This window comes from Marinimicrobium sp. UBA4509, assembly GCF_002388575.1.
In the GTDB taxonomy this organism is placed as follows: Bacteria; Pseudomonadota; Gammaproteobacteria; order Pseudomonadales; family Cellvibrionaceae; genus Marinimicrobium; species Marinimicrobium koreense.
The window spans coordinates 86,736-104,563 of the sequence record NZ_DGMV01000051.1 but is presented as its reverse complement, the minus strand read 5'-3'; the positions used below and the strand labels follow the sequence as shown (position 1 = coordinate 104,563).

General features: G+C 61.6%; 21 protein-coding genes and 1 pseudogene. 7 read left to right on the top strand and 15 right to left on the bottom strand.

What is annotated here, in order from left to right; all coding sequences use genetic code 11:
- Positions 1–4: 4 nt before the first annotated feature.
- The 13 genes from yjgA to B3520_RS09370 form a co-directional block, all read right to left on the bottom strand.
- Positions 5–538 (bottom strand): ribosome biogenesis factor YjgA, encoded by a 534-nt coding sequence (yjgA, locus tag B3520_RS09430; RefSeq protein WP_024459560.1) that lies wholly within the window; start codon positions 536–538, stop codon positions 5–7.
- A 30-nt stretch (positions 539–568) separates the two neighbouring features.
- Positions 569–1,942, bottom strand: a complete 1,374-nt coding sequence (locus B3520_RS09425; RefSeq protein WP_286875916.1) for a hypothetical protein — start codon at positions 1,940–1,942, stop codon at positions 569–571.
- Between the two features lie 45 nt (positions 1,943–1,987).
- Entirely contained in the window at positions 1,988–2,263 is a 276-nt protein-coding gene (locus B3520_RS09420; RefSeq protein WP_286875915.1) for an HPr family phosphocarrier protein, read from the bottom strand.
- Between the two features lie 4 nt (positions 2,264–2,267).
- On the bottom strand, positions 2,268–3,140 hold the full coding sequence (gene rapZ, locus B3520_RS09415; RefSeq protein ID WP_123636880.1) for an RNase adapter RapZ: 873 nt from the start codon (positions 3,138–3,140) through the stop codon (positions 2,268–2,270).
- Between the two features lie 56 nt (positions 3,141–3,196).
- A complete protein-coding gene (ptsN, locus tag B3520_RS09410; RefSeq protein WP_123636881.1) occupies positions 3,197–3,658 on the bottom strand; it encodes a PTS IIA-like nitrogen regulatory protein PtsN in 462 nt (153 codons plus the stop codon).
- A gap of 4 nt (positions 3,659–3,662) precedes the next feature.
- Positions 3,663–3,953: a ribosome hibernation-promoting factor, HPF/YfiA family gene (gene hpf, locus B3520_RS09405; protein WP_024459565.1), complete on the bottom strand. Its 291-nt coding sequence runs from the start codon at positions 3,951–3,953 to the stop codon at positions 3,663–3,665.
- A 166-nt stretch (positions 3,954–4,119) separates the two neighbouring features.
- Positions 4,120–5,634, bottom strand: coding sequence for an RNA polymerase factor sigma-54 (locus B3520_RS09400; RefSeq protein ID WP_286805685.1), 1,515 nt, complete (start codon positions 5,632–5,634; stop codon positions 4,120–4,122).
- 198 nt (positions 5,635–5,832) lie between these two features.
- Entirely contained in the window at positions 5,833–6,558 is a 726-nt protein-coding gene (gene lptB, locus B3520_RS09395; protein WP_286875913.1) for an LPS export ABC transporter ATP-binding protein, read from the bottom strand.
- A 3-nt stretch (positions 6,559–6,561) separates the two neighbouring features.
- Positions 6,562–7,110, bottom strand: coding sequence for a lipopolysaccharide transport periplasmic protein LptA (gene lptA, locus B3520_RS09390; protein WP_286875912.1), 549 nt, complete (start codon positions 7,108–7,110; stop codon positions 6,562–6,564).
- On the bottom strand, positions 7,088–7,672 hold the full coding sequence (gene lptC, locus B3520_RS09385; RefSeq protein WP_286805679.1) for an LPS export ABC transporter periplasmic protein LptC: 585 nt from the start codon (positions 7,670–7,672) through the stop codon (positions 7,088–7,090). Before lptC ends, lptA begins: the two co-directional genes overlap by 23 nt.
- 1 nt (position 7,673) lies before the next feature.
- Positions 7,674–8,237: a KdsC family phosphatase gene (locus B3520_RS09380; RefSeq protein ID WP_286805678.1), complete on the bottom strand. Its 564-nt coding sequence runs from the start codon at positions 8,235–8,237 to the stop codon at positions 7,674–7,676.
- 40 nt (positions 8,238–8,277) lie between these two features.
- Positions 8,278–9,249 (bottom strand): KpsF/GutQ family sugar-phosphate isomerase, encoded by a 972-nt coding sequence (locus tag B3520_RS09375; RefSeq protein ID WP_123636887.1) that lies wholly within the window; start codon positions 9,247–9,249, stop codon positions 8,278–8,280.
- A gap of 72 nt (positions 9,250–9,321) precedes the next feature.
- Positions 9,322–10,308, bottom strand: a complete 987-nt coding sequence (locus B3520_RS09370) for a calcium/sodium antiporter (RefSeq protein ID WP_286805676.1) — start codon at positions 10,306–10,308, stop codon at positions 9,322–9,324.
- A gap of 186 nt (positions 10,309–10,494) precedes the next feature.
- Here B3520_RS09370 and B3520_RS09365 point away from each other — a divergent pair, with 186 nt between their 5' ends.
- From B3520_RS09365 to hisD, 5 genes are all read left to right on the top strand, one after another.
- Positions 10,495–11,136: an MlaC/ttg2D family ABC transporter substrate-binding protein gene (locus B3520_RS09365; RefSeq protein WP_286805675.1), complete on the top strand. Its 642-nt coding sequence runs from the start codon at positions 10,495–10,497 to the stop codon at positions 11,134–11,136.
- 224 nt (positions 11,137–11,360) lie between these two features.
- The gene (locus B3520_RS09360) at positions 11,361–11,600 is read left to right on the top strand and encodes a BolA family protein (RefSeq protein WP_024459574.1); all 240 of its coding nucleotides are present in this window, start codon (positions 11,361–11,363) and stop codon (positions 11,598–11,600) included.
- Between the two features lie 39 nt (positions 11,601–11,639).
- The gene (murA, locus tag B3520_RS09355) at positions 11,640–12,902 is read left to right on the top strand and encodes a UDP-N-acetylglucosamine 1-carboxyvinyltransferase (protein ID WP_123636891.1); all 1,263 of its coding nucleotides are present in this window, start codon (positions 11,640–11,642) and stop codon (positions 12,900–12,902) included.
- A gap of 76 nt (positions 12,903–12,978) precedes the next feature.
- Positions 12,979–13,623, top strand: coding sequence for an ATP phosphoribosyltransferase (hisG, locus tag B3520_RS09350; RefSeq protein ID WP_024459576.1), 645 nt, complete (start codon positions 12,979–12,981; stop codon positions 13,621–13,623).
- A 39-nt stretch (positions 13,624–13,662) separates the two neighbouring features.
- A complete protein-coding gene (hisD, locus tag B3520_RS09345; RefSeq protein WP_286805674.1) occupies positions 13,663–14,976 on the top strand; it encodes a histidinol dehydrogenase in 1,314 nt (437 codons plus the stop codon).
- 86 nt (positions 14,977–15,062) lie between these two features.
- Here hisD and B3520_RS09340 read toward each other — a convergent pair whose 3' ends face one another.
- Together B3520_RS09340 and B3520_RS09335 are read right to left on the bottom strand one after the other, a co-directional pair.
- On the bottom strand, positions 15,063–16,181 hold the full coding sequence (locus tag B3520_RS09340) for a trypsin-like peptidase domain-containing protein (protein WP_123636894.1): 1,119 nt from the start codon (positions 16,179–16,181) through the stop codon (positions 15,063–15,065).
- Between the two features lie 82 nt (positions 16,182–16,263).
- Complete coding sequence (locus B3520_RS09335; RefSeq protein WP_286805673.1) at positions 16,264–16,797, bottom strand: YhcB family protein; 534 nt, start codon at positions 16,795–16,797, stop codon at positions 16,264–16,266.
- A gap of 161 nt (positions 16,798–16,958) precedes the next feature.
- Here B3520_RS09335 and B3520_RS09330 point away from each other — a divergent pair, with 161 nt between their 5' ends.
- Together B3520_RS09330 and B3520_RS09325 are read left to right on the top strand one after the other, a co-directional pair.
- The gene (locus B3520_RS09330; protein ID WP_286805671.1) at positions 16,959–17,630 is read left to right on the top strand and encodes an alpha/beta hydrolase; all 672 of its coding nucleotides are present in this window, start codon (positions 16,959–16,961) and stop codon (positions 17,628–17,630) included.
- Positions 17,627–17,828 (top strand): annotated as a pseudogene (locus B3520_RS09325) (hypothetical protein); the annotation flags it as partial. The gene B3520_RS09330 and the pseudogene B3520_RS09325, both read left to right, overlap by 4 nt.

Below are 17,828 nucleotides of genomic sequence, written 5' to 3'. Positions count from 1 at the left end.
GGGCTCAGCCGTTCAGCGCGGCCTCGGACAGCGTGTCCCGAATTTCCTTAAACAGTTTGCGGGCGCTGCTCGGTGCCTTGTTCTGGCTGGCTTCTTTCTGCGCCTGACGCAGCAGTTGGCGCAGGTGTTGGATATCCACGCCGGGGTGTTGATCGATGAATTCTTGCAGCGCGTCCGGCTCGGTCAGTAAGCGGTCGCGCCACTGCTCGGCCTGGTGATGAATCTGAATGCTGGCCCGGCTCTGGTGGTTGAACTGATCCAGTGCCGCCTGGATGCCGTCCTGATCCGCGTCGCGCATCAACCGGCCGATAAACTGTAGTTGCCGGCGCCGCGCCTCGCGGTGCCGGATGCGACGCATTTCGACCACCGCGGCCTCGAGCTTGGGCTCGAGGGGCATGCGGGCCAGTTGCTCGTCGTTAAGCTCGACGAGCTGTTTACCCAGCTCCTGCAGCGCGTGCATTTCTCTCTTGCGCTGGGTTTTACTGACGAAGTCATCATCCTGTTCGCTGTCGTCATCGAAAAATTTGCGGTCGGTCATAACATCAAAGCCTGTACTGAGCGATGTGCTCTAGTGAATAGAAGAATGCGGATGGCCGGGGCCATGGCGCTGGTCCTGTACCGGAAGAGGTTCGCGCCACTGGCCGTCGCGCTCGGTGTGCAGGCCCATGGCACTTGGGCTCAGGTTGGCACACCAACCCAGGTTGTTGGTCATCGGTTCGGATTCCGGCAGCGACGCCAGATAGGGCTCGGTGTCACTGTGGTCCAGCAACAGGGGCAGGATCAGCGCCAGGCGGGGCCGAATCTGTTCGTTGCCAGCCCGGCCGCGTTCGCCCCAGCGGACAATGTAATCATCGCAGAAAACCTCGTCGCCCTCGGGCCGGTCGGTAAAGGCCACCTCGCGCGTGATGCCAAAATAGTGTTGCATCATCGCCTCCTCGAACAGCATGGCGGTATCTTCAAAAAACAGTTCCCGCTCGCCACTGCTGACGTAGGCGTAAGCATCCGTGGCGATATCGCCTGCGAACTCCAGGCCGACCTCCTGGGGTGTCAGCTGTTTCTCCGCCTCGGTAGCATCCCGGCCCTGAAAGCTCACTTCGGCCAGGTCCATCATCAGTGTCGAGCTGAGTGGATAAGTGCTCGCGAGGGTAGCCGACACGCTGTCGGATTCGAGCTGAATGGCCGCCTCGGCCACGGTCCACTCACTGTTGAGATTGGCGTGCTCAGCGGGGGGAATGTAATCGTTGGCGTGTGCCAGTTCGTGAAACAGCAGCGCCGACATGGGCGCGAGAATCTGTTCGAGGGTCCGGTCGTCACCGGGGCCGCTCAGGGGCGCGCTGCTCCAGGCGTAGTCGCCGCCTTTGACAAAGCGGGCCAGGCTTTCAAAGTTCAGCTCCCGATCAAAACCGCTGCGGAAGTCGGGTTCCCGGGAGATGGTATCGCGCTCCTCAATGGTCAGCCAGAGATAGGCGGGGTCAAGGTATATGGACCCGGTGGCCAGCCAGTAATAGGAGGGGCGAATATCGGCGCCGATTACCACTGCGGTCACACCGCTGAACAGTTGCAGCAGATCGTCCGGCAAGGCGGTCAGGGCCTGCTCAAAGCGGTTGGCCATCCAGTCGTGACTGACCAGGGTGCGTTCGAGTACATCATCGACGGTGACCTGATCGTGCTCCTGGCCCAGCAGGGGTAGCTGCCCGAGACGGCAGGCGTCGAACTCATTGTCGCCACCGCGATTGAATGGGCGCGCGCAATCGGCCAGGACGGAGGCGTACTCGCTGTCGGCCCGCGCCGGGCTGAGGGTGAGGTCGCCTGTCGGTGTGCCATCAATGGGTGCGCGCAGGTCAAGACGGCCGCCGCCGGCACTGTCGCCGCCGCATCCTGACAGCAGGGTGGCGGTGAGGGCCATCAGTGCGATGGTGAGGGTCTGGCTGAAATGTTTCATGGTCCTTGCTCTCCGTTTCATACGCTCAGTCATGGGGCTCCTGAGCTACTCGCCTTCGTCAAATCGGTCATTGATCAGGGCGCATAGGGCGTCCAATGCGTTATCTGCGTCGTGGCCGTCGGCCGCCAGCTCCAGGTCGGTGCCGCAGGCCGCCGCCAGAAGCATCAGGGACATGACGCTTTTGCCGTCAACCCAAGTGTCGCTGCCGTCGCACCGGACACGCACGTCACAATCAAACTGACCGGCGGTCGTGGCCAGCTTGGCGGCGGCCCGGGCATGCAGGCCTTTTTGATTGATCAACGTGATGATGGATGACGGCATGGGGTCAGTGTCTGTCCGCAGTGTTGAGTTCCCGGTGACGAACCAGAACGTTATCGTATTGTTGGGCAAAATGCTTCTGCAGCCGTTCGGCCAGGTAGACCGAGCGGTGCTGCCCGCCGGTGCAGCCGATGGCGATGGTGATATAGCTGCGGCTGTTGGCCTGGTAGTGGGGCAGCCAGCGGGTCAGGTAGTCCTCGATATCCTGGTACATGGCCTGCACTTTTTCCTCGCCCTCGAGAAAGGCCGCCACCTCAGCGTCCTTTCCGGTCAACGGCCGCAGGTTGGGCTTCCAGTGGGGGTTAGGCAGGCAGCGGGCATCGAACACCAGATCGGCATTCACCGGAACGCCGTGTTTGAAGCCGAAGGACTCGAACTGGATGGCCATGGTGGTCTCCTGGGAGCCCACCACCCGGTCTTTGACCAGGTCGCGCAGTTCGTGCAGGTTGAGATGGCTGGTGTCCAGTACCTGGTCTGCGGTGTCCCGGATCGGCTCCAGCAGGTGTTGCTCCTCGCGAATCGATTCCTGCAGGTTGGTATCCCGATCACTCAATGGGTGCTTGCGGCGGGTTTCGCTGAAGCGCTGCATGAGCACGGGGACACCGGTGTCCAGGAACAGGACGTAAATCGGGATATGGGCATCTTTCAGGGTTTTGATCATGTCCGGAAAGATGTTCAGGTCCTGCCAGGCGTTGCGCACATCGATACCGATGGCGAAGTTCTGGTCGTCGCTGTCCCGGTGAATCTGGATTTGGGCGACCAGTGCGGGCAACAGGCTCACCGGCAGGTTGTCGATGCAGTTATAGCCGACGTCTTCGAGTACGTGCAGCGCCGTACTTTTTCCGGAGCCGGAGAGGCCACTGACAATGATCAAGTGCATGGGGCAGACTGTCCTGGTAATCGGTGCGGATGGCGATCGGGGTTTGGGGCTGCGGTTCAGCTCGCGGCCGGCTCTCCAATGGCCACATCGTAGAGCGACTCATTGCTGTCGGCGGCCCGCAGGCGAGCCCGGAACTCGGCGTCATTGAGCATGCTGGCCAGCGAGGCCAGGGTCTGCAGGTGCTCGCTGTGCGCGTTTTCCGGTACCAGCATGGCAAACAGCACATCCACCGGCTCACCGTCGATGGCGTCGAAATCGATGGGTTCTTTGAGCGTAATGAGGGCACCGATGGTGCCCTCACAGTTGCTCACCCGGCAGTGGGGAATGGCGATGCCGTGGCCGATGCCGGTCGACCCCAGACGCTCCCGGCCGATCAGGCGCCGAAACAGGTCGTCGGCGTCAATCGTCGGTACGTCCTCGGCAATGGTGTTGGCCAGAATTTCCAGCGCCCGCTTTTTGCTGACGCCCTCAATGCCGCACAGTGTGCGGCCCGGAGTGATGATGGTTTTGATATCCATAGGTTCAACGATGGCTTCGTAGCTTCTCTTTATGTTTGATGAGTTGCCGGTCCAGTTTGTCAGTCAACTGGTCAATAGCGGCGTACATATCCTGATCGACGGCGTCGGCGAACAGGTCTTTCCCGCTGACGTGAACGCGTGCCTCGGCCTTCTGTTCCAGCTTTTCCACCGACAGGATGACGTCGGTGCTGGTGATTTTGTCGTGGTGGTGGGTCAGGCGTTCAAGCTTGTTGGAGACATAGTCTTTCAAAGCGTCAGTCAGATCCAGGTGGTGGCCGCTGATATTGATTTGCATAGCAACATCCTCTTTGGCGTGGCGATCACGTGATGGTTACGGACCCGCAACCGACTGCTTCAACGTCCGGGTCGACAGCCGGGCCCATCCTGAAAATGCTGGCGTCTGGTCTCCTGCCGCCTAGCATAGCAGTGCCAGCCACGCGGCGTCACCTTCCCCCGGGGCCTCAGGCCGGTCCCAGGGTTTTTCGTTCGTTCGATGGGGGAATGCCCAGCGACTCCCGGTATTTGGCAATGGTTCGCCGGGCTACCTTGATGCCCTGTTCGGCCAACAGAGCGGTAATCTTACTGTCACTCAGTGGCTTCTGGGGTGACTCGGAGGCCACCAGCTTCTTAATGATAGCCCGGATTGCGGTGGAAGAGCACTCGCCGCCGGATTCCGTGCTGACATGGCTCGAGAAAAAGTATTTGAGCTCGAAGATACCCTGGGGGGTGTGCATGTATTTCTGTGTGGTCACCCGGGAGATGGTCGATTCATGCATATCCACCAGTTCGGCGATGTCGTGCAGGACCAGGGGGCGCATGGCCTCGGCGCCATGATCCAGAAAGCCGCGCTGCTTCTCGACGATGCAGGTGGCCACCTTGAGCAGGGTTTCGTTGCGGCTTTGCAGGCTTTTCAGAAACCAGCGGGCTTCCTGCAGGTTGTCTTTGAGGAAGGTGTTGTCGGTGCTGGAGTCGGCCCGCTTTACCATGGAGGCATAGCCCGGGTTGATCCGCAGGCGCGGTGCAATGTCGGGGTTGAGCTCGACCATCCAACGGCCTTCGCGTTTCTCGACAAAGACGTCCGGTACCACATACTCCACGTCACCGCTGGCAATCTGGTCACCGGGGCGCGGATTGAGGCTCTGGATCAGGACAATTGCGTCGCGCAGCTCCTGCTCTTTCAGCCGGGTGCGGCGCATCAACTGACGGTAGTCGCGACTGGCCAGCTGCGGCAGGTACTGGCGGACAATGGTCTTGGCCGCTTCCAACAGCGGCGTATCCGCCGGCAGCTGCTGCAATTGGACGAGCAGGCATTCGGACAGGTTCTGGCTGGCGACGCCGCAGGGGTCAAACTGCTGAACGCGGTGCTGGACCGCGACAATTTCATCGTACTCGAGCTCTTCCCAGTCGTTTTGCAGACCCTCGAGAATTTCGTCCAGCGAGATGGAGAGCATGCCGCTGGGTTCGACGGCGTCGATCAGCGTCATGGCAATGATCCGGTCCCGGTCGGACATGGGGGTCAGGTTCAGTTGCCACATCAGGTGATCGTAGAGCGAGTCGGTGGTGCCCCGTCGGCTGTCATAATCGCTGTTTTCATCGCCCTCGTAGGGGCTGGAGGCGGCGGGAGTGGACTGGTACACATCGTCCCAACTGGTGTCGACGGGCAGGTCGTTGGGGATTTCATCGTTCCAGTCACTGTCGGTCTGGCCCAGATCGGCGCCATCACTGTCCGCGCTGGGTTGGCTCTCACCGTCCCGGGTGTCTTTGCCGTTGCGGGCGTCGGATTCCCGGTCGTCGTTACTTTTTTCCTCGGGGCTGTCATGGGTCTCCTCCACCTCCAGCATGGGGTTGGAGTCGAGCGCCTCCTGGATTTCCTGCTGGAGGTCCAGGGTGGACAGTTGCAACAGGCGAATCGCCTGCTGCAGCTGAGGTGTCATGGTCAGCTGTTGGCCGAGTTTGAGCTGTAGGGATTGTTTCATGGGTATGCTGCTGGGACCCCGGTCGAAACGAAATGTGACGAATTACCCAGAGTTTAGTCAGACGGAAGGCCACTGGCAACAAGGATAAGCAATCTTTGTGCCCAATACGCAAGAATCAGAATTTGTCAAGAGCTGAGCGGGCCGGTTAAGCCCGCCGCGTTACCGCTGTCCGGTGCGCTAGAGGGTGCCCCCATTGCGCTAGAGGTGAAAGTGCTCGCCCAGGTACACTTCCCGGACCCGCTCATTGGCCAGCACATCGGCGGCGGTGCCCTCGGCAATAATGTGGCCTTCGCTGACAATGTAGGCTTTTTCGCAGATATCCAGTGTCTCCCGCACGTTGTGATCGGTGATCAGCACGCCGATGCCGCGCTCTTTCAGGTGCCGGACAATCTGTTTGATGTCCGAGACGGATATCGGATCCACGCCGGCGAAAGGCTCATCCAGCAGAATGAACTGGGGTTCGGTGGCCAGGGCTCTGGCAATTTCCACCCGGCGGCGTTCGCCCCCGGACAGTGACATACCCAGGCTGTCCTTGATGTGGGTGATGTGGAATTCTCGCAGCAGGGCGTCGAGCTTGGCCAGGCGCTGTTTGCGGTTCAGTTCCTTGCGGGTTTCCAGGATCGCCATGATGTTGTCGGACACCGTGAGTTTGCGGAACACCGAGGCTTCCTGGGGCAGATAGCCGATCCCGGCGCGCGCCCGCCCGTGAATGGGCAGGTGAGTGATGTCCTTCTGGTCGATCAGTACCCGGCCGTTGTCGGCGCCAATCAGACCGGCGATCATGTAAAAGCAGGTGGTTTTGCCCGCCCCGTTGGGACCGAGCAGCCCCACGATCTGTCCGGTAGATACCGACAGGGAGACATCGAGCACCACTTTGCGGGTTTTGTAACTTTTGGCCAGGTTCAGGGCGTGCAAGCTGGGCATGAGTCAGTCCTGTTCAGCGCGGTCGCTTTGCGGTGGCAATACCATTTCGATACGCGGGCTATCGGATTCCGTATCGCCCTCGGCCTTGAGGATTTCACTGGCCATATCGTAGTCGATCCGGTTGCCGCTCATGGTGGCGTCGCCCTGCACGATCCGGGCGTTGGTCTGCAGCTCCAGGCGCTCGCTGGTCACATCGTACCGGATGGTGTTGGCCTGGGCGGCAATGGGCTGGTCGTCCACTTCGGGTTGCTGCTCAAAGTGGGCCGGGGTGCCTTCGGCCACCACCCGCTCCACTTGTCGGTTGGCGTCGGTGTGTACCACCAGGCTTTCGGCGCGGATATTGAGGCTACCCTGGCGCAGGCGCACATCGCCTTCATACCGCATGATGCCTTTCTGCCCGTCTCGCTCGGCGCGGTCGGATTCGATGTAAATCGGCTGTTGCTGGTCGTCTGGCAGGGCGGCGGCGCCGGGGGCCAGCAGGGCACCCAGTAATGTGAACAGCGCGAGGTGGCGCGCTCGCCGGACGATGTCAGTTCCCTTGGGGTGGTTCATAGGTGCCGCGCACCTCCGATAGTAATTCAATTTGATCTTCGGCCAGGTCGGCGCGCATACCAACGGCGTCGTGTCGGCCCTGTGGGGAGCGCATGGTAACAGCTTTGTCGGTCTGCGCGAATTGCCGGTTGGGCTCTACCTGGAGTTCGGGGGTGGTGATTTCCATCGCGCCATTGGCGCTCTGCTGCCAGGCCCGGACCTCGCCGGTGAACACCAGAGTCTCGCCCGTCGCGTCGCTGCGGCCGAGCCGGGCGGTCAGTTGCCAGGGCGGGGTATCCTCGCCGAACACAGTTACATCGGGGGCCTGAATCAGCGAGTAGTCCCTGGGGCTCGAGCGATTGGGCAGGTGCTGGAAGTGATCGGCTCGCTCGCTCAGCATCCGGTATTGCAGTTCGCCTTCCGGGTCATAGCGCCGGGTTTCGGACGACACCATGAACGCCTGGGGGAAACGGGTCTGCGCCTCTGGAGGCGCGCGCAGCAGGTCTTCCGGAGAGTAGTCCCACACCGCCACCAGGGCGATCAGCAGAAACAGGCCAATCCAGGTCAGTGGGTGTTTCCACATATCAGCGTGCCTCCTGGTCGGGGGCGAGGTAGTCGGCCAATAGTCGCTCGTAGTCGCCCCGGGCTTTCAGCAGGGCATCGCAGGCGGCCCGGACGGCACCCTGGCCGCCCCGAAGTTCACTCTGCCAGTGGGACCGCTCGGCGACCGCGGGGTGGGCATTGGCTACGGTCAGGGCCAGGCCAACCCGGGTCATGATGGTGAGGTCCGGCCAGTCATCGCCTATGAACGCAATCTGATTGAGGGGTACGGGGTGTTGTTCGCGCCATTCGCTCAGGGCGTCCCATTTGTCCTCGCGTCCCTGGATGACCAGCTCCAACCCCAGGCTGCGTGCGCGTCGGGCGACGAGGTCGGTTTTGCGGCCGCTGATGATGCCCACCTCTATGCCGCTGCGCCGCAGCAGTTTGATGCCGAGACCGTCCAGGGTGCAGAACGCTTTGAGTTCGTCGCCGGTTTCGGTGAAGTAGAGGTTGCCGTCGGTGAGCACGCCGTCCACGTCCAGCAACAGCAGTGAAATGGCCTGAGCGCGTTGCGCAAAGTCTTTGTGTGGCGCCTTCGGGTCGGTCATTGGAAGCGGTACGCAGGGTTTGAGGTTTGGAGTTCAGGCATCAGATGATGCCCGCGCGAAGAATATCGTGCATATGTACGACCCCCTGGGGCCGTCTTTGTTCGTCGAGAACAATCAGGGCGGTAATTTTTTTGTCTTCCATGATTTTCAGTGCCTCGGCCGCCAGCGTGTGGGCGTCGATGGTTTTGGGGTTGGCGTTCATCAGTTGGCCGATTTCGGCATCCTTGAGGTCGGCGCCCCGGTCGATGCTGCGGCGCAGGTCGCCGTCGGTGTAAATGCCCAGCAGTTGGTCATGCTCATCCACAATGGTGGTCATGCCGAAGCCCTTGCGGGTCATCTCCAGCAATGCCTGGGACAGACTGGTGTGAACGCTCACCCGTGGAATGGCCGCGCCGCGGTGCATGATGTCTTCGGCGCGCAACAGCAGCTTGCGCCCAAGCGTGCCTCCGGGGTGGGAGAAGGCGAAGTCCTCGGCGGTAAAACCGCGGGCCTCCAGCAGGGCAATGGCCAGGGCATCGCCGATGACCAGGGTCGCGGTGGTACTTGCCGTCGGTGCCAGTGCCAGCGGACAGGCCTCGGTGGTGACACTGATGTCCAGGTCGACGGCCGCTTCTTCGGCCAGCGGCGAACGGGGGTTGCCGGTCATGCTGATGATGGGCACCCCGAGGCGCTTGAGCAGCGGAAGCAGGGTGATGATTTCATCGGAGTTGCCGGAGTAGGAGATGGCGATGACGGCGTCTTCCCGGGTGATCATGCCCAGGTCGCCATGGCTCGCCTCACCGGGGTGGACAAAAAAGGCGGGGGTGCCGGTGCTGGCCAGCGTGGCCGCAATTTTTTTGGCAATGTGCCCGGATTTGCCCATGCCGGTGACGATCACCCGTCCTGAGACCCCAAGCATCAGCTCGCAGGCCCGGGTAAAACGGGCATCGATTCGCTCGCGCAAGGCCGCTACAGCCTGCTGTTCAATATCGATGGTGCGCTGTCCGGAGTGGATAAAGTCGAAGTCAGTCATGGACGGTGCAGATACTCGGCGTGGTAAAGCGGCCCATTATACGGCCTTGGACCGGGGATGACGAATGCCGGACTACAGAGTGTTGAACAGCCAAACGTAATAACCGATATAGGCCGCCAGTAGCACCACAGCAATAAGCCGACCCAGGTGCCCGCGAGCCTCCCCCGGGCCCGTGTGAGCGTTGCGCCGCAGGCGGTAATCCACACCGATGGCGATCGCCAGGGCGAAGGTCATCGCGGCCATGGCCAGATAATCCCGATAGAACACCTGCCGGTCCATGACCGGCTCCTGAATCAGACCCGGTAAGGCCATGACCGCCAGCAGGTTGAACAGGTTGGAGCCGATGATATTGCCCAGCGCCATATCCTGGTGGCCCTTCAGGGCGCTGCCCACCGAAGCGGCCAGCTCGGGCAGGCTGGTGCCCACGGCGATGACGGTCAGTCCCACCACCAGCGGTGATACGCCGGCGGCCAGGGCCAGGTTCTGTGCGCCCCAGACCAGAAGTTCGGCGCTGATTACCAGGGTAATCAACCCGATCAGAAACCAGAGGGTTGCCGCCATACCGGTGTAATTCGGGATCTCGTCGTCCACCTCTTCCGGGTGGGCGCGGCGGGTCAAGGCCAGAGCCCCTAAGGTGATGGTCAGCGCCGCCACCAACAGAACGCCCTCGGGGCGTGTCAGTTGGCCGTCATAGAGGGTATAACCGGCCAGCAGGGTGATGATCAGTAGAGCGGGCAGTTCTCGGGTCAGCAGGTGATGCTGGATGGGCAGGGCAACCAACAAGGCCGTGATGGCCAGTACCAGTCCCATGTTGGCCAGGTTGGAGCCGAGCGCGTTGCCCACGGCCAACTCTCCCGCTTCGCGCAGCGAGGCGCTTAACGAGACCATGATTTCGGGTGCCGAGGTGCCAAAGGCGACAATGGTCAGACCGATGACGAGTTTCGACACGCCCAAGCGGCGGGCGAGGGCGGCGCTGCCCTCGACAAAGCGATCAGCGCTCCAGATCAGGCCGACGAAACCGGCCAGCAGAGCCATAACGGACCAACCCCAGGTTGTCATTGATCAATCTCGTGGTTTGTGGCGTAGAGTTTGAGAGGGAACACTAACATTCTTTTACGGTCAGAGCGTAGGTAGCGAGGCCGAGTCAATGTTATGATATAGCCTTTATGGCGCAGCCCGGCATGGCCCGGGCTCCCGGGCTGGAAGGCCCATCACCCGGAAGCTGGAATCTGTAAGGAACCCCCTATGACCCAACCCAACATTGCAAGCATCACTTTCCGTTCGGTCGTAGCCCTGATGGCCTCCTGGCTGTTGGCGGCAAACGTTTGGGCCGCAGAGCCGGTAGACCCCAAGCAGGAAACGCCTCACGAGCTGATTGAAGAGGTGACCGAAGTCCTGTTCGATGTGGTGCAGAAATACAACGGCGGCAGCGACAACGCTGAGCAGTACTACGACGAAATCCAGGACATTCTGGAGCCCGTGGTGGATTTCGAATTCATTGCCAAGGCGGTCATGGGCTCGCACCGCTCCGATGCCAGCGATGAGCAGGTGGAAACCTTTGTTCAGGAGTTCAAGCGGGGCCTGGTGACCACCTATGCCAAGGGGATTGCCAACTACGTGGATAGCGAAATCAGCATCCGCCCGCCCTCTGAAGATGTGGCAGACAAGCGCCGGGTCAGTGTTGATCAGGAGGTGAAGCACGATGGCTCCACCTATCGGCTGTCTTACACCATGGCCAAAAACCGCTCCGGCGAGTGGAAGCTGATCAATCTGGTGCTGGACGGCGTGAACCTTGGACGCTCTTTCCGCAGCCAATTCGGTCAGGCCGCCAAGAAGTATGACGGTGATCTGGACAAGGTGATCGACAACTGGCTGGATGAGATGTAAACGCCGTCTCGGCACCCACTCTCATGCCGTCGCCTCCCGGGCGGCGGCATTGTTGTTTCTGGGGGTTGGAGGAACGGTTGTTTCTGGGGGCGGCGGACGGCTTTCGGGATGCGGTGAACGACGCATTCAGGTAAGATTCCGCTTTGGCCCATAAACCTCTGGCCCGCAGACCTCTGGCCTGGGCACTAAACGTCTGGCCCAGGTAGTCAATTACTGGATAGTCTATGCAACCCGAACAGATCAAAGCACTGGTAGAAGCCAAAGTTCCCGATAGCACCGTACAGGTGGGAATTGATGGCAGCCATATCAATCTCGTTGTCGTCAGCCCCGCGTTCGAGGGCATGACGCCGGTCAAGAAACAGCAGCTGGTGTACTCGGCGCTGACCGACAGCATTGCCCAGGGCACCATCCACGCAGTGCACATGAAAACCTTCACGCCGGAACAGTGGCAGCAACAGCAGTAATTGCATCGCGAGCGCGCGATGACCGACAAGTGATTTTCTATGGATAAATTGCAAATTCAAAGCGGGCCGCCGCTCAATGGCGAGATTCGGATTTCCGGCTCGAAAAACTCGGCCCTGCCGATTCTGGCGGCGACGCTGCTGGCCGATGGTCCGGTGCATGTGTGCAACATGCCGCATCTGAATGACATTACCACCATGCTGGCGCTGCTGCGCTGCATGGGGGTGGGCGTCACCATCGACGAGAAAATGTGCGTCGAGGTCGACCCCACCAGCATCAATGATCTCACCGCCCCTTACGAGCTGGTGAAAACCATGCGTGCCTCGATCCTGGTGTTGGGCCCGCTGTTGGCCCGCTTCGGAGAGGCCAACGTGTCCTTTCCCGGGGGCTGCGCCATTGGCAGTCGTCCGGTGGATATTCACCTGCGTGGCCTGGAGGCCATGGGGGCGGAAATTGATGTGGACGAAGGTTACATTCGTGCCCGTAGCAAGGGCCGCCTGAAAGGGGCGCACATCCTGATGGATACGGTGACCGTCGGCGGCACCGAAAACCTGCTGATGGCGGCGGTATTGGCCGAAGGCACCACGGTGCTGGAAAATGCCGCTCGGGAGCCCGAAGTGGTGGATCTGGCCTATTGTCTGGAAGCCATGGGTGCCCGGATCGAAGGCATTGGTACCCAGACGCTCACGGTTCACGGCGTCGAGCGTCTGCACTCGTGCACCTACAGTGTAATGCCGGACCGGATTGAAACCGGCACTTACCTGGTGGCCGCAGCCGCGACCCGCGGTCGGGTGCGCCTGAAAGACACCCGGGCCGATATTCTCGAGGCGGTGCTGCTCAAGCTGGAAGAGGCCGGAGCGGAAATCACCATCGGGGATACCTGGATAGAGCTGGACATGAAAGGTAAGCGGCCCCGGGGCGTCAGCTTGCGCACGGCGCCCTATCCGGCCTTTCCCACGGACATGCAGGCCCAGTTTACCGCGATGAACGCGGTGGCCGAGGGCGCCAGCTCCGTGACCGAGACCATTTTTGAGAACCGCCTGATTCAGGTGCACGAGCTGAACCGGATGGGCGCGAAGATTACCCTCGAAGGCAATACCGCCCTGATCCAGGGCGTGGACCGGCTCAAGGGCGCCCCCGTGATGGCAACGGACCTGCGGGCCTCGGCCAGCCTGGTGATCGCCGGTCTGGTAGCGGATGGCACCACATTGGTGGACCGCATTTACCATATCGATCGCGGTTACGAGTGTATTGAAGAAAAACTGCAAATGTTGGGCGCGAACATTCGTCGGGTTCCAAACTGACGGACCGAGTACTGAGGCCGGAACGCCGCGCGTGAGCGGGCGACCGGCCGCGTCCCCTGACCTCCAGATGAGACCCATGACCCAGACACTGACCATTGCCCTGACCAAGGGCCGTATTCTGAAAGAGACTCTGCCGCTGTTGGCTGCGGCCGGTATCGAGCCGGCGGAAGACATCGACAAGAGCCGCAAGCTGGTGTTTGAGACCACCCGGCCCGACGTGCGCCTGCTGGTGTTGCGCGGCGCGGATGTGCCCACCTACGTGCAGTTCGGGGCCGCCGACATGGGGATTTCCGGCAAGGATACCCTGATGGAAAATGGCGCCGAGGGCCTTTATGAGCCGCTGGATCTGGACATTGCCCGGTGTCGTCTGATGACCGCAGCCATCAAGGGTGCGCCGCCGCGCCAGGGCCGTCTGCGGGTGGCCACCAAGTATGTGAATGTGGCCAAGCAATACTATGCCAGTTGCGGTCGGCAGACCGACATCATCAAGCTGTACGGTGCGATGGAGCTGGCGCCGATCATGCACCTGGCGGACGAAATTGTGGATATTGTCGATACCGGCAATACGCTGCTTGCCAATGGGCTGGAGCCCCGGGAGCACATCGCCGATATCAGCTCGCGGCTGATCGTAAACAAGGCGTCCATGAAGATGAAGCATGTGCTGATTCAATCCGTGATTGACGCCATTGGTGAAGCCGTTGACGCCAAGCGTCCGGCCTGACATGTAGACCGGCTCTGGCCGTAATGACGAGATTTTTCCATGACTGAAAAGCAACCTCTGATCGCTCGCCTGGATGCCTCCGCTGCGGATTTCAGTGCGCGTCTCGATGCCCTGCTGGCCTGGGACAGTGTGTCCGATGCCGGGGTCGGCGAGGTGGTGGACGAGATTCTTCAGGCCGTCAAAACCCGCGGTGATGCGGCGGTGGTGGAGTACACCAACCGCCTGGATCGTCGTGAGGTCAGCTCGCTGGCGGATCTGATTGTGCCGGAGAGCAAGTTGCATGAGGCGCTCGAGTCACTGCCCGCCGAGCAGCGCCAGGCGCTGGAAGTGGCGGCGGAGCGGATTCGGCGTTACCACGAGCATCAGCGGCAACCGTCCTGGGATTACACCGAGGAGGATGGCACCCGGCTGGGCCAGAAGGTGACACCCATGGCGCGGGTCGGGCTCTATGTGCCCGGCGGCAAGGCCTCGTACCCCTCATCGGTCCTGATGAATGCGATTCCGGCCAAAGTCGCCGGCGTGGCGGAGCTGGTGATGGTCGTGCCGGCACCGGGTGGCGAACTCAATGCCATGGTGCTTGCGGCAGCGGCGGTGGCCGGCGTGGACAAGGTGGTGACGGTGGGTGGTGCTCAGGCGGTGGCGGCCTTGGCTTACGGCACAGAGAGCCTGCCGAAAGTGGACAAAATCGTCGGGCCGGGAAACATCTATGTGGCCACCGCCAAGCGCGCCGTGTTCGGGATGGTGGACATTGACATGATTGCCGGTCCCTCGGAGATTCTGGTGATCTGCGATGGCCAGACGGATCCGGACTGGATCGCGATGGATCTGTTCAGTCAGGCTGAGCACGATGAGCAGGCGCAGTCGATACTGGTGAGCCCGGATGCGGCTTTTCTCGATCGGGTAGAGGCGGCCATGGAGCGTCTGTTGCCGACCCTGAGCCGGGAGGCGATTGCCCGGACCTCGTTGGCCAATCGCGGTGCGCTGATTCTGGTGCAGGATATGGACCAGGCGCTGGCAGTCAGCAACCGGATTGCTCCGGAGCACCTGGAGCTGTCCGTGGCCGATCCGGATGCCCTGTTGCCCAAGGTGGCCCATGCTGGCGCCATTTTCATGGGTCGTTATACGCCGGAGGCACTGGGCGATTACTGCGCAGGTCCGAACCACGTTCTGCCGACCTCGGGCACTGCGCGGTTTTCCTCACCCCTGGGGGTGTATGATTTCCAGAAGCGCAGCTCCATCATTCACTGTTCAGCTGAAGGTGCCTCGGAGCTGGCCAAAACCGCCTCGGTATTGGCGCGCGGTGAAGCGCTGGAAGCGCATGCTCGCTCGGCGGAGTACCGAATCAAGGTATAGCCGATTCAGCGTCCACAAAAAAGGCCGACACCCGGTATCGGGGTCGGCCTTTTTTGTGGCGTGAGGGGCTGTCCCGGCCGGGGTGCTCAGGTGCTGGCCGGCAGGGGACGCTCACCGATGACCGTTTCCAGCTCAATCGGCTCGCCGTTGCGCAGAATGCGCAGGGTCACCTCGCTGCCCGGGGCGGTGGCGGCGATCTGGTTCATGCCGCGCCGACCGTTGCCAACGGACTCGTCGTCAATGTGGGTCAGAATGTCGCCCGGCGTCAGGCCCGCCTGTTCGGCCGGGCTGCCGCTGTACACGGCGGTGACCACCACGCCCTGGGTCGAGTTCATGGCGAGGGCGCTGGCCTGATCCTGGCTCAGGGGGCGAACCTCCAGGCCGAGCCAGCCGCGCACCACCCGGCCATGCTCGATGATCTCGCGCAGTGCCCGCATGGCGGAGTCCGCCGGAATGGCGAAGCTGACTCCCACGGAAGTGTTGCCCTCGCCGAGAATGGCGGTGTTGATGCCCAGGAGCTGTCCATGGATGTCCACCAGGGCTCCGCCGGAGTTGCCCACATTCACCGCGGCATCGGTCTGGAGGAAGTTCTCGTACTCGCTGAGGTTCAGGTTGTAGCGGCCGGTGGCACTCAGAATACCCTGGGTGACGGTCTGGCCCACACCAAAGGGATTGCCAATGGCGAGCACAATATCCCCTACGCGCGCCTGGGTAGGCTCGGGAACATCGATGACGGTGAGGTCTTCCAGGTCAATCTTCAGTACCGCCAGATCGCTCTCTGGGTCTGTGCCGACCAATCGCGCGCGGGTTTCGCGGCCGTCATACAGTAGAACCTGAATCTCGTCGGCGCCGTTGATCACATGCTCATTGGTCAGCAGGTAGCCGCGGGGGTCGACAATGACGCCGGAGCCCAGCGCGGATTGCGCGCGTTGCTGCTGCGGGCGCTCAGGAAAGAAGCGGCGATAAAAAGGGTGATCCGCCAAGGGGTGGCGCTGCTGTTCCTGAATTTTACGGGTGTAAATGCTGACCACCGCGGGGGCGGCCCGATCGACGGCGTCCGCGTAGGACGTGATGGCCGGGCGCGTCGGGTCGGGTGCACCGTTCGGCCCCCGAAGCTCGGGGAACGCGAGCAGCGTCAGTAGTGCAATGAGCAGTCCGGTGGCGACGGGCCAGCCGAGGGACTGAAGCAGACCTCGTGCGCTCATCTACAGTCTCCGGTGTTGGAAGATAAAGGACCAGCGGGACATGCCCGCCGGTAGGTGTAACCACGGTGACATGAGCGGGAAATCAGATGGCTCCCCGAGGCGGCTCGGTTGGGGTGTCTGGCTTGTCATTCTGGGTTTCTTCGGTGTAAGTGTCCGAAGAACCGTACTGATAGGGCGATTCGTACTCGCCCTCGTCGTGCAGACCGTACTCTTCACTGAGCTGCCCCTTGCCGTTCTTGGGAGCCCAATCCCGGGGAGCTTCGATATGCTCCTCACTCAGGTAGGTTTTTTCCGAGCCCAGCAACTGGGTATTGGCCGAGTCCAGAATCTGCCGGCTCAGGGCCGGAGTGGTCAGCTTGAGTGCGCTGTTTGCCAGGTGCTCGTAAACGTCGCGATAGCTCTGGGTCAGGTTGTTTACCAGCTCGGAGGTCTTCGCAAAATGCTCGGACACATCCTGCTGGTACCGCTTGAGCTCATCTTCAGCGCGCAGAACCCGCTCTTCGAGTTCCTTGCTGCGGGAGCCCGAATCGGTCAGTTTGTAAAGTACCGCGCCCAGGGCACCACCGCCCAACAGACAGATCAGCGCGGTAATAATGAGGGTTCCGAATGAAAACACAAATTTCTCCTCTCGGTATGAAGCCGGTTTGTGGCCTGCAAAACTGCGGTCGCTCGCGGTATTATACGGCCTTTTATTCGACCCGGGCGGAATTCCCTTGATCCGTTTCGGGTGTGAACCACCGCCGCGCCCAGAGGGCGGGGCAGGCCATTGAGGTGATCGTGACAGTATTTTCGCAAACCGAGACCGCAATTACCATCGACGGGCCCGTCGGCGGGCTGGAAGCCCGCATCCAGGCCGGCTCCGAATCCGGCTCACTCGCCGAGCGGGGGCTGGCGGCGATCGTCTGCCATCCGCATCCGCAGCACGGCGGCACCATGAGCAACAAGGTGGTCACCACCCTGGTGAGGGCCTATCGTGACCTCGGCGTTGCTACCGTGCGGTTCAATTTCCGGGGTGTTGGGGCCAGTGAGGGCGAGTTCGATCACGCGGTCGGGGAGGTGGATGACCTGCTGGCGGTGTACTCCTGGCTCTCGGAGCGGCGACCGGACGATGGTGTGCTTTTGGCCGGATTTTCTTTTGGCTCGGCGGTGGCCGCTGGAGCGGTTTATCGGGTGGGATCGGTCGAACATCTGACGCTGGTCGCACCGCCGGTTGAGCGCTACACCTACGATCGCGATGGACGCTTCCCGTGTCCCGTCTGTATTGCCCAGGGCGAGCGGGATGACGTGGTGGTGCCGGAGGGCGTGATCCGCTGGAGCGAAACCCGGCTGCAATCGCCCCATGCCTTGCTGCGCTACCCGGAGGCCGGGCACTTCTTTCACGGTCAGTTGACCGAGCTTAAAGCGGATCTGGCGCGCACCCTGGAGCGGCAACTGGGTGTCGACTCATGAACCGGCCAGAGTTGAAGTACGACACGCCCTACAATCGCTATCAGCGTGATCTGGAGCAGCCCGGGTTCAGCCGGGACCCGGCCCAGGCGCAGGTGGTGGATCAGTTGCAGGCGCTGTTTGAAGCGCTGGTCGAGCAGGGCGCTCCAAAAACCGGGCTGCCGGGGCTGTGGGAACGGTTGCGGCGGCGGGTTTCAAAGG

Excerpts from the sequence above, each read along its gene's own strand:
- ptsN (WP_123636881.1), bottom strand. The coding sequence starts at position 3,658 with ATGGATATCAAAACCATCATCACTCCGGGCCGCACACTGTGCGGCATT.
- B3520_RS09370 (WP_286805676.1), bottom strand. The coding sequence starts at position 10,308 with ATGACAACCTGGGGTTGGTCCGTTATGGCTCTGCTGGCCGGTTTCGTC.
- B3520_RS09400 (WP_286805685.1), bottom strand. The coding sequence starts at position 5,634 with ATGAAACAATCCCTACAGCTCAAACTCGGCCAACAGCTGACCATGACA.
- rapZ (WP_123636880.1), bottom strand. The coding sequence starts at position 3,140 with ATGCACTTGATCATTGTCAGTGGCCTCTCCGGCTCCGGAAAAAGTACG.
- murA (WP_123636891.1), top strand. The coding sequence starts at position 11,640 with ATGGATAAATTGCAAATTCAAAGCGGGCCGCCGCTCAATGGCGAGATT.
- B3520_RS09340 (WP_123636894.1), bottom strand. The coding sequence starts at position 16,181 with ATGAGCGCACGAGGTCTGCTTCAGTCCCTCGGCTGGCCCGTCGCCACC.
- yjgA (WP_024459560.1), bottom strand. The coding sequence starts at position 538 with ATGACCGACCGCAAATTTTTCGATGACGACAGCGAACAGGATGATGAC.
- lptC (WP_286805679.1), bottom strand. The coding sequence starts at position 7,672 with ATGTGGAAACACCCACTGACCTGGATTGGCCTGTTTCTGCTGATCGCC.
- B3520_RS09375 (WP_123636887.1), bottom strand. The coding sequence starts at position 9,249 with ATGACTGACTTCGACTTTATCCACTCCGGACAGCGCACCATCGATATT.
- B3520_RS09380 (WP_286805678.1), bottom strand. The coding sequence starts at position 8,237 with ATGACCGACCCGAAGGCGCCACACAAAGACTTTGCGCAACGCGCTCAG.
- lptB (WP_286875913.1), bottom strand. The coding sequence starts at position 6,558 with ATGCCCAGCTTGCACGCCCTGAACCTGGCCAAAAGTTACAAAACCCGC.
- hisD (WP_286805674.1), top strand. The coding sequence starts at position 13,663 with ATGACTGAAAAGCAACCTCTGATCGCTCGCCTGGATGCCTCCGCTGCG.
- lptA (WP_286875912.1), bottom strand. The coding sequence starts at position 7,110 with ATGAACCACCCCAAGGGAACTGACATCGTCCGGCGAGCGCGCCACCTC.
- B3520_RS09365 (WP_286805675.1), top strand. The coding sequence starts at position 10,495 with ATGACCCAACCCAACATTGCAAGCATCACTTTCCGTTCGGTCGTAGCC.
- B3520_RS09425 (WP_286875916.1), bottom strand. The coding sequence starts at position 1,942 with ATGAAACATTTCAGCCAGACCCTCACCATCGCACTGATGGCCCTCACC.
- B3520_RS09360 (WP_024459574.1), top strand. The coding sequence starts at position 11,361 with ATGCAACCCGAACAGATCAAAGCACTGGTAGAAGCCAAAGTTCCCGAT.
- hpf (WP_024459565.1), bottom strand. The coding sequence starts at position 3,953 with ATGCAAATCAATATCAGCGGCCACCACCTGGATCTGACTGACGCTTTG.
- B3520_RS09420 (WP_286875915.1), bottom strand. The coding sequence starts at position 2,263 with ATGCCGTCATCCATCATCACGTTGATCAATCAAAAAGGCCTGCATGCC.
- hisG (WP_024459576.1), top strand. The coding sequence starts at position 12,979 with ATGACCCAGACACTGACCATTGCCCTGACCAAGGGCCGTATTCTGAAA.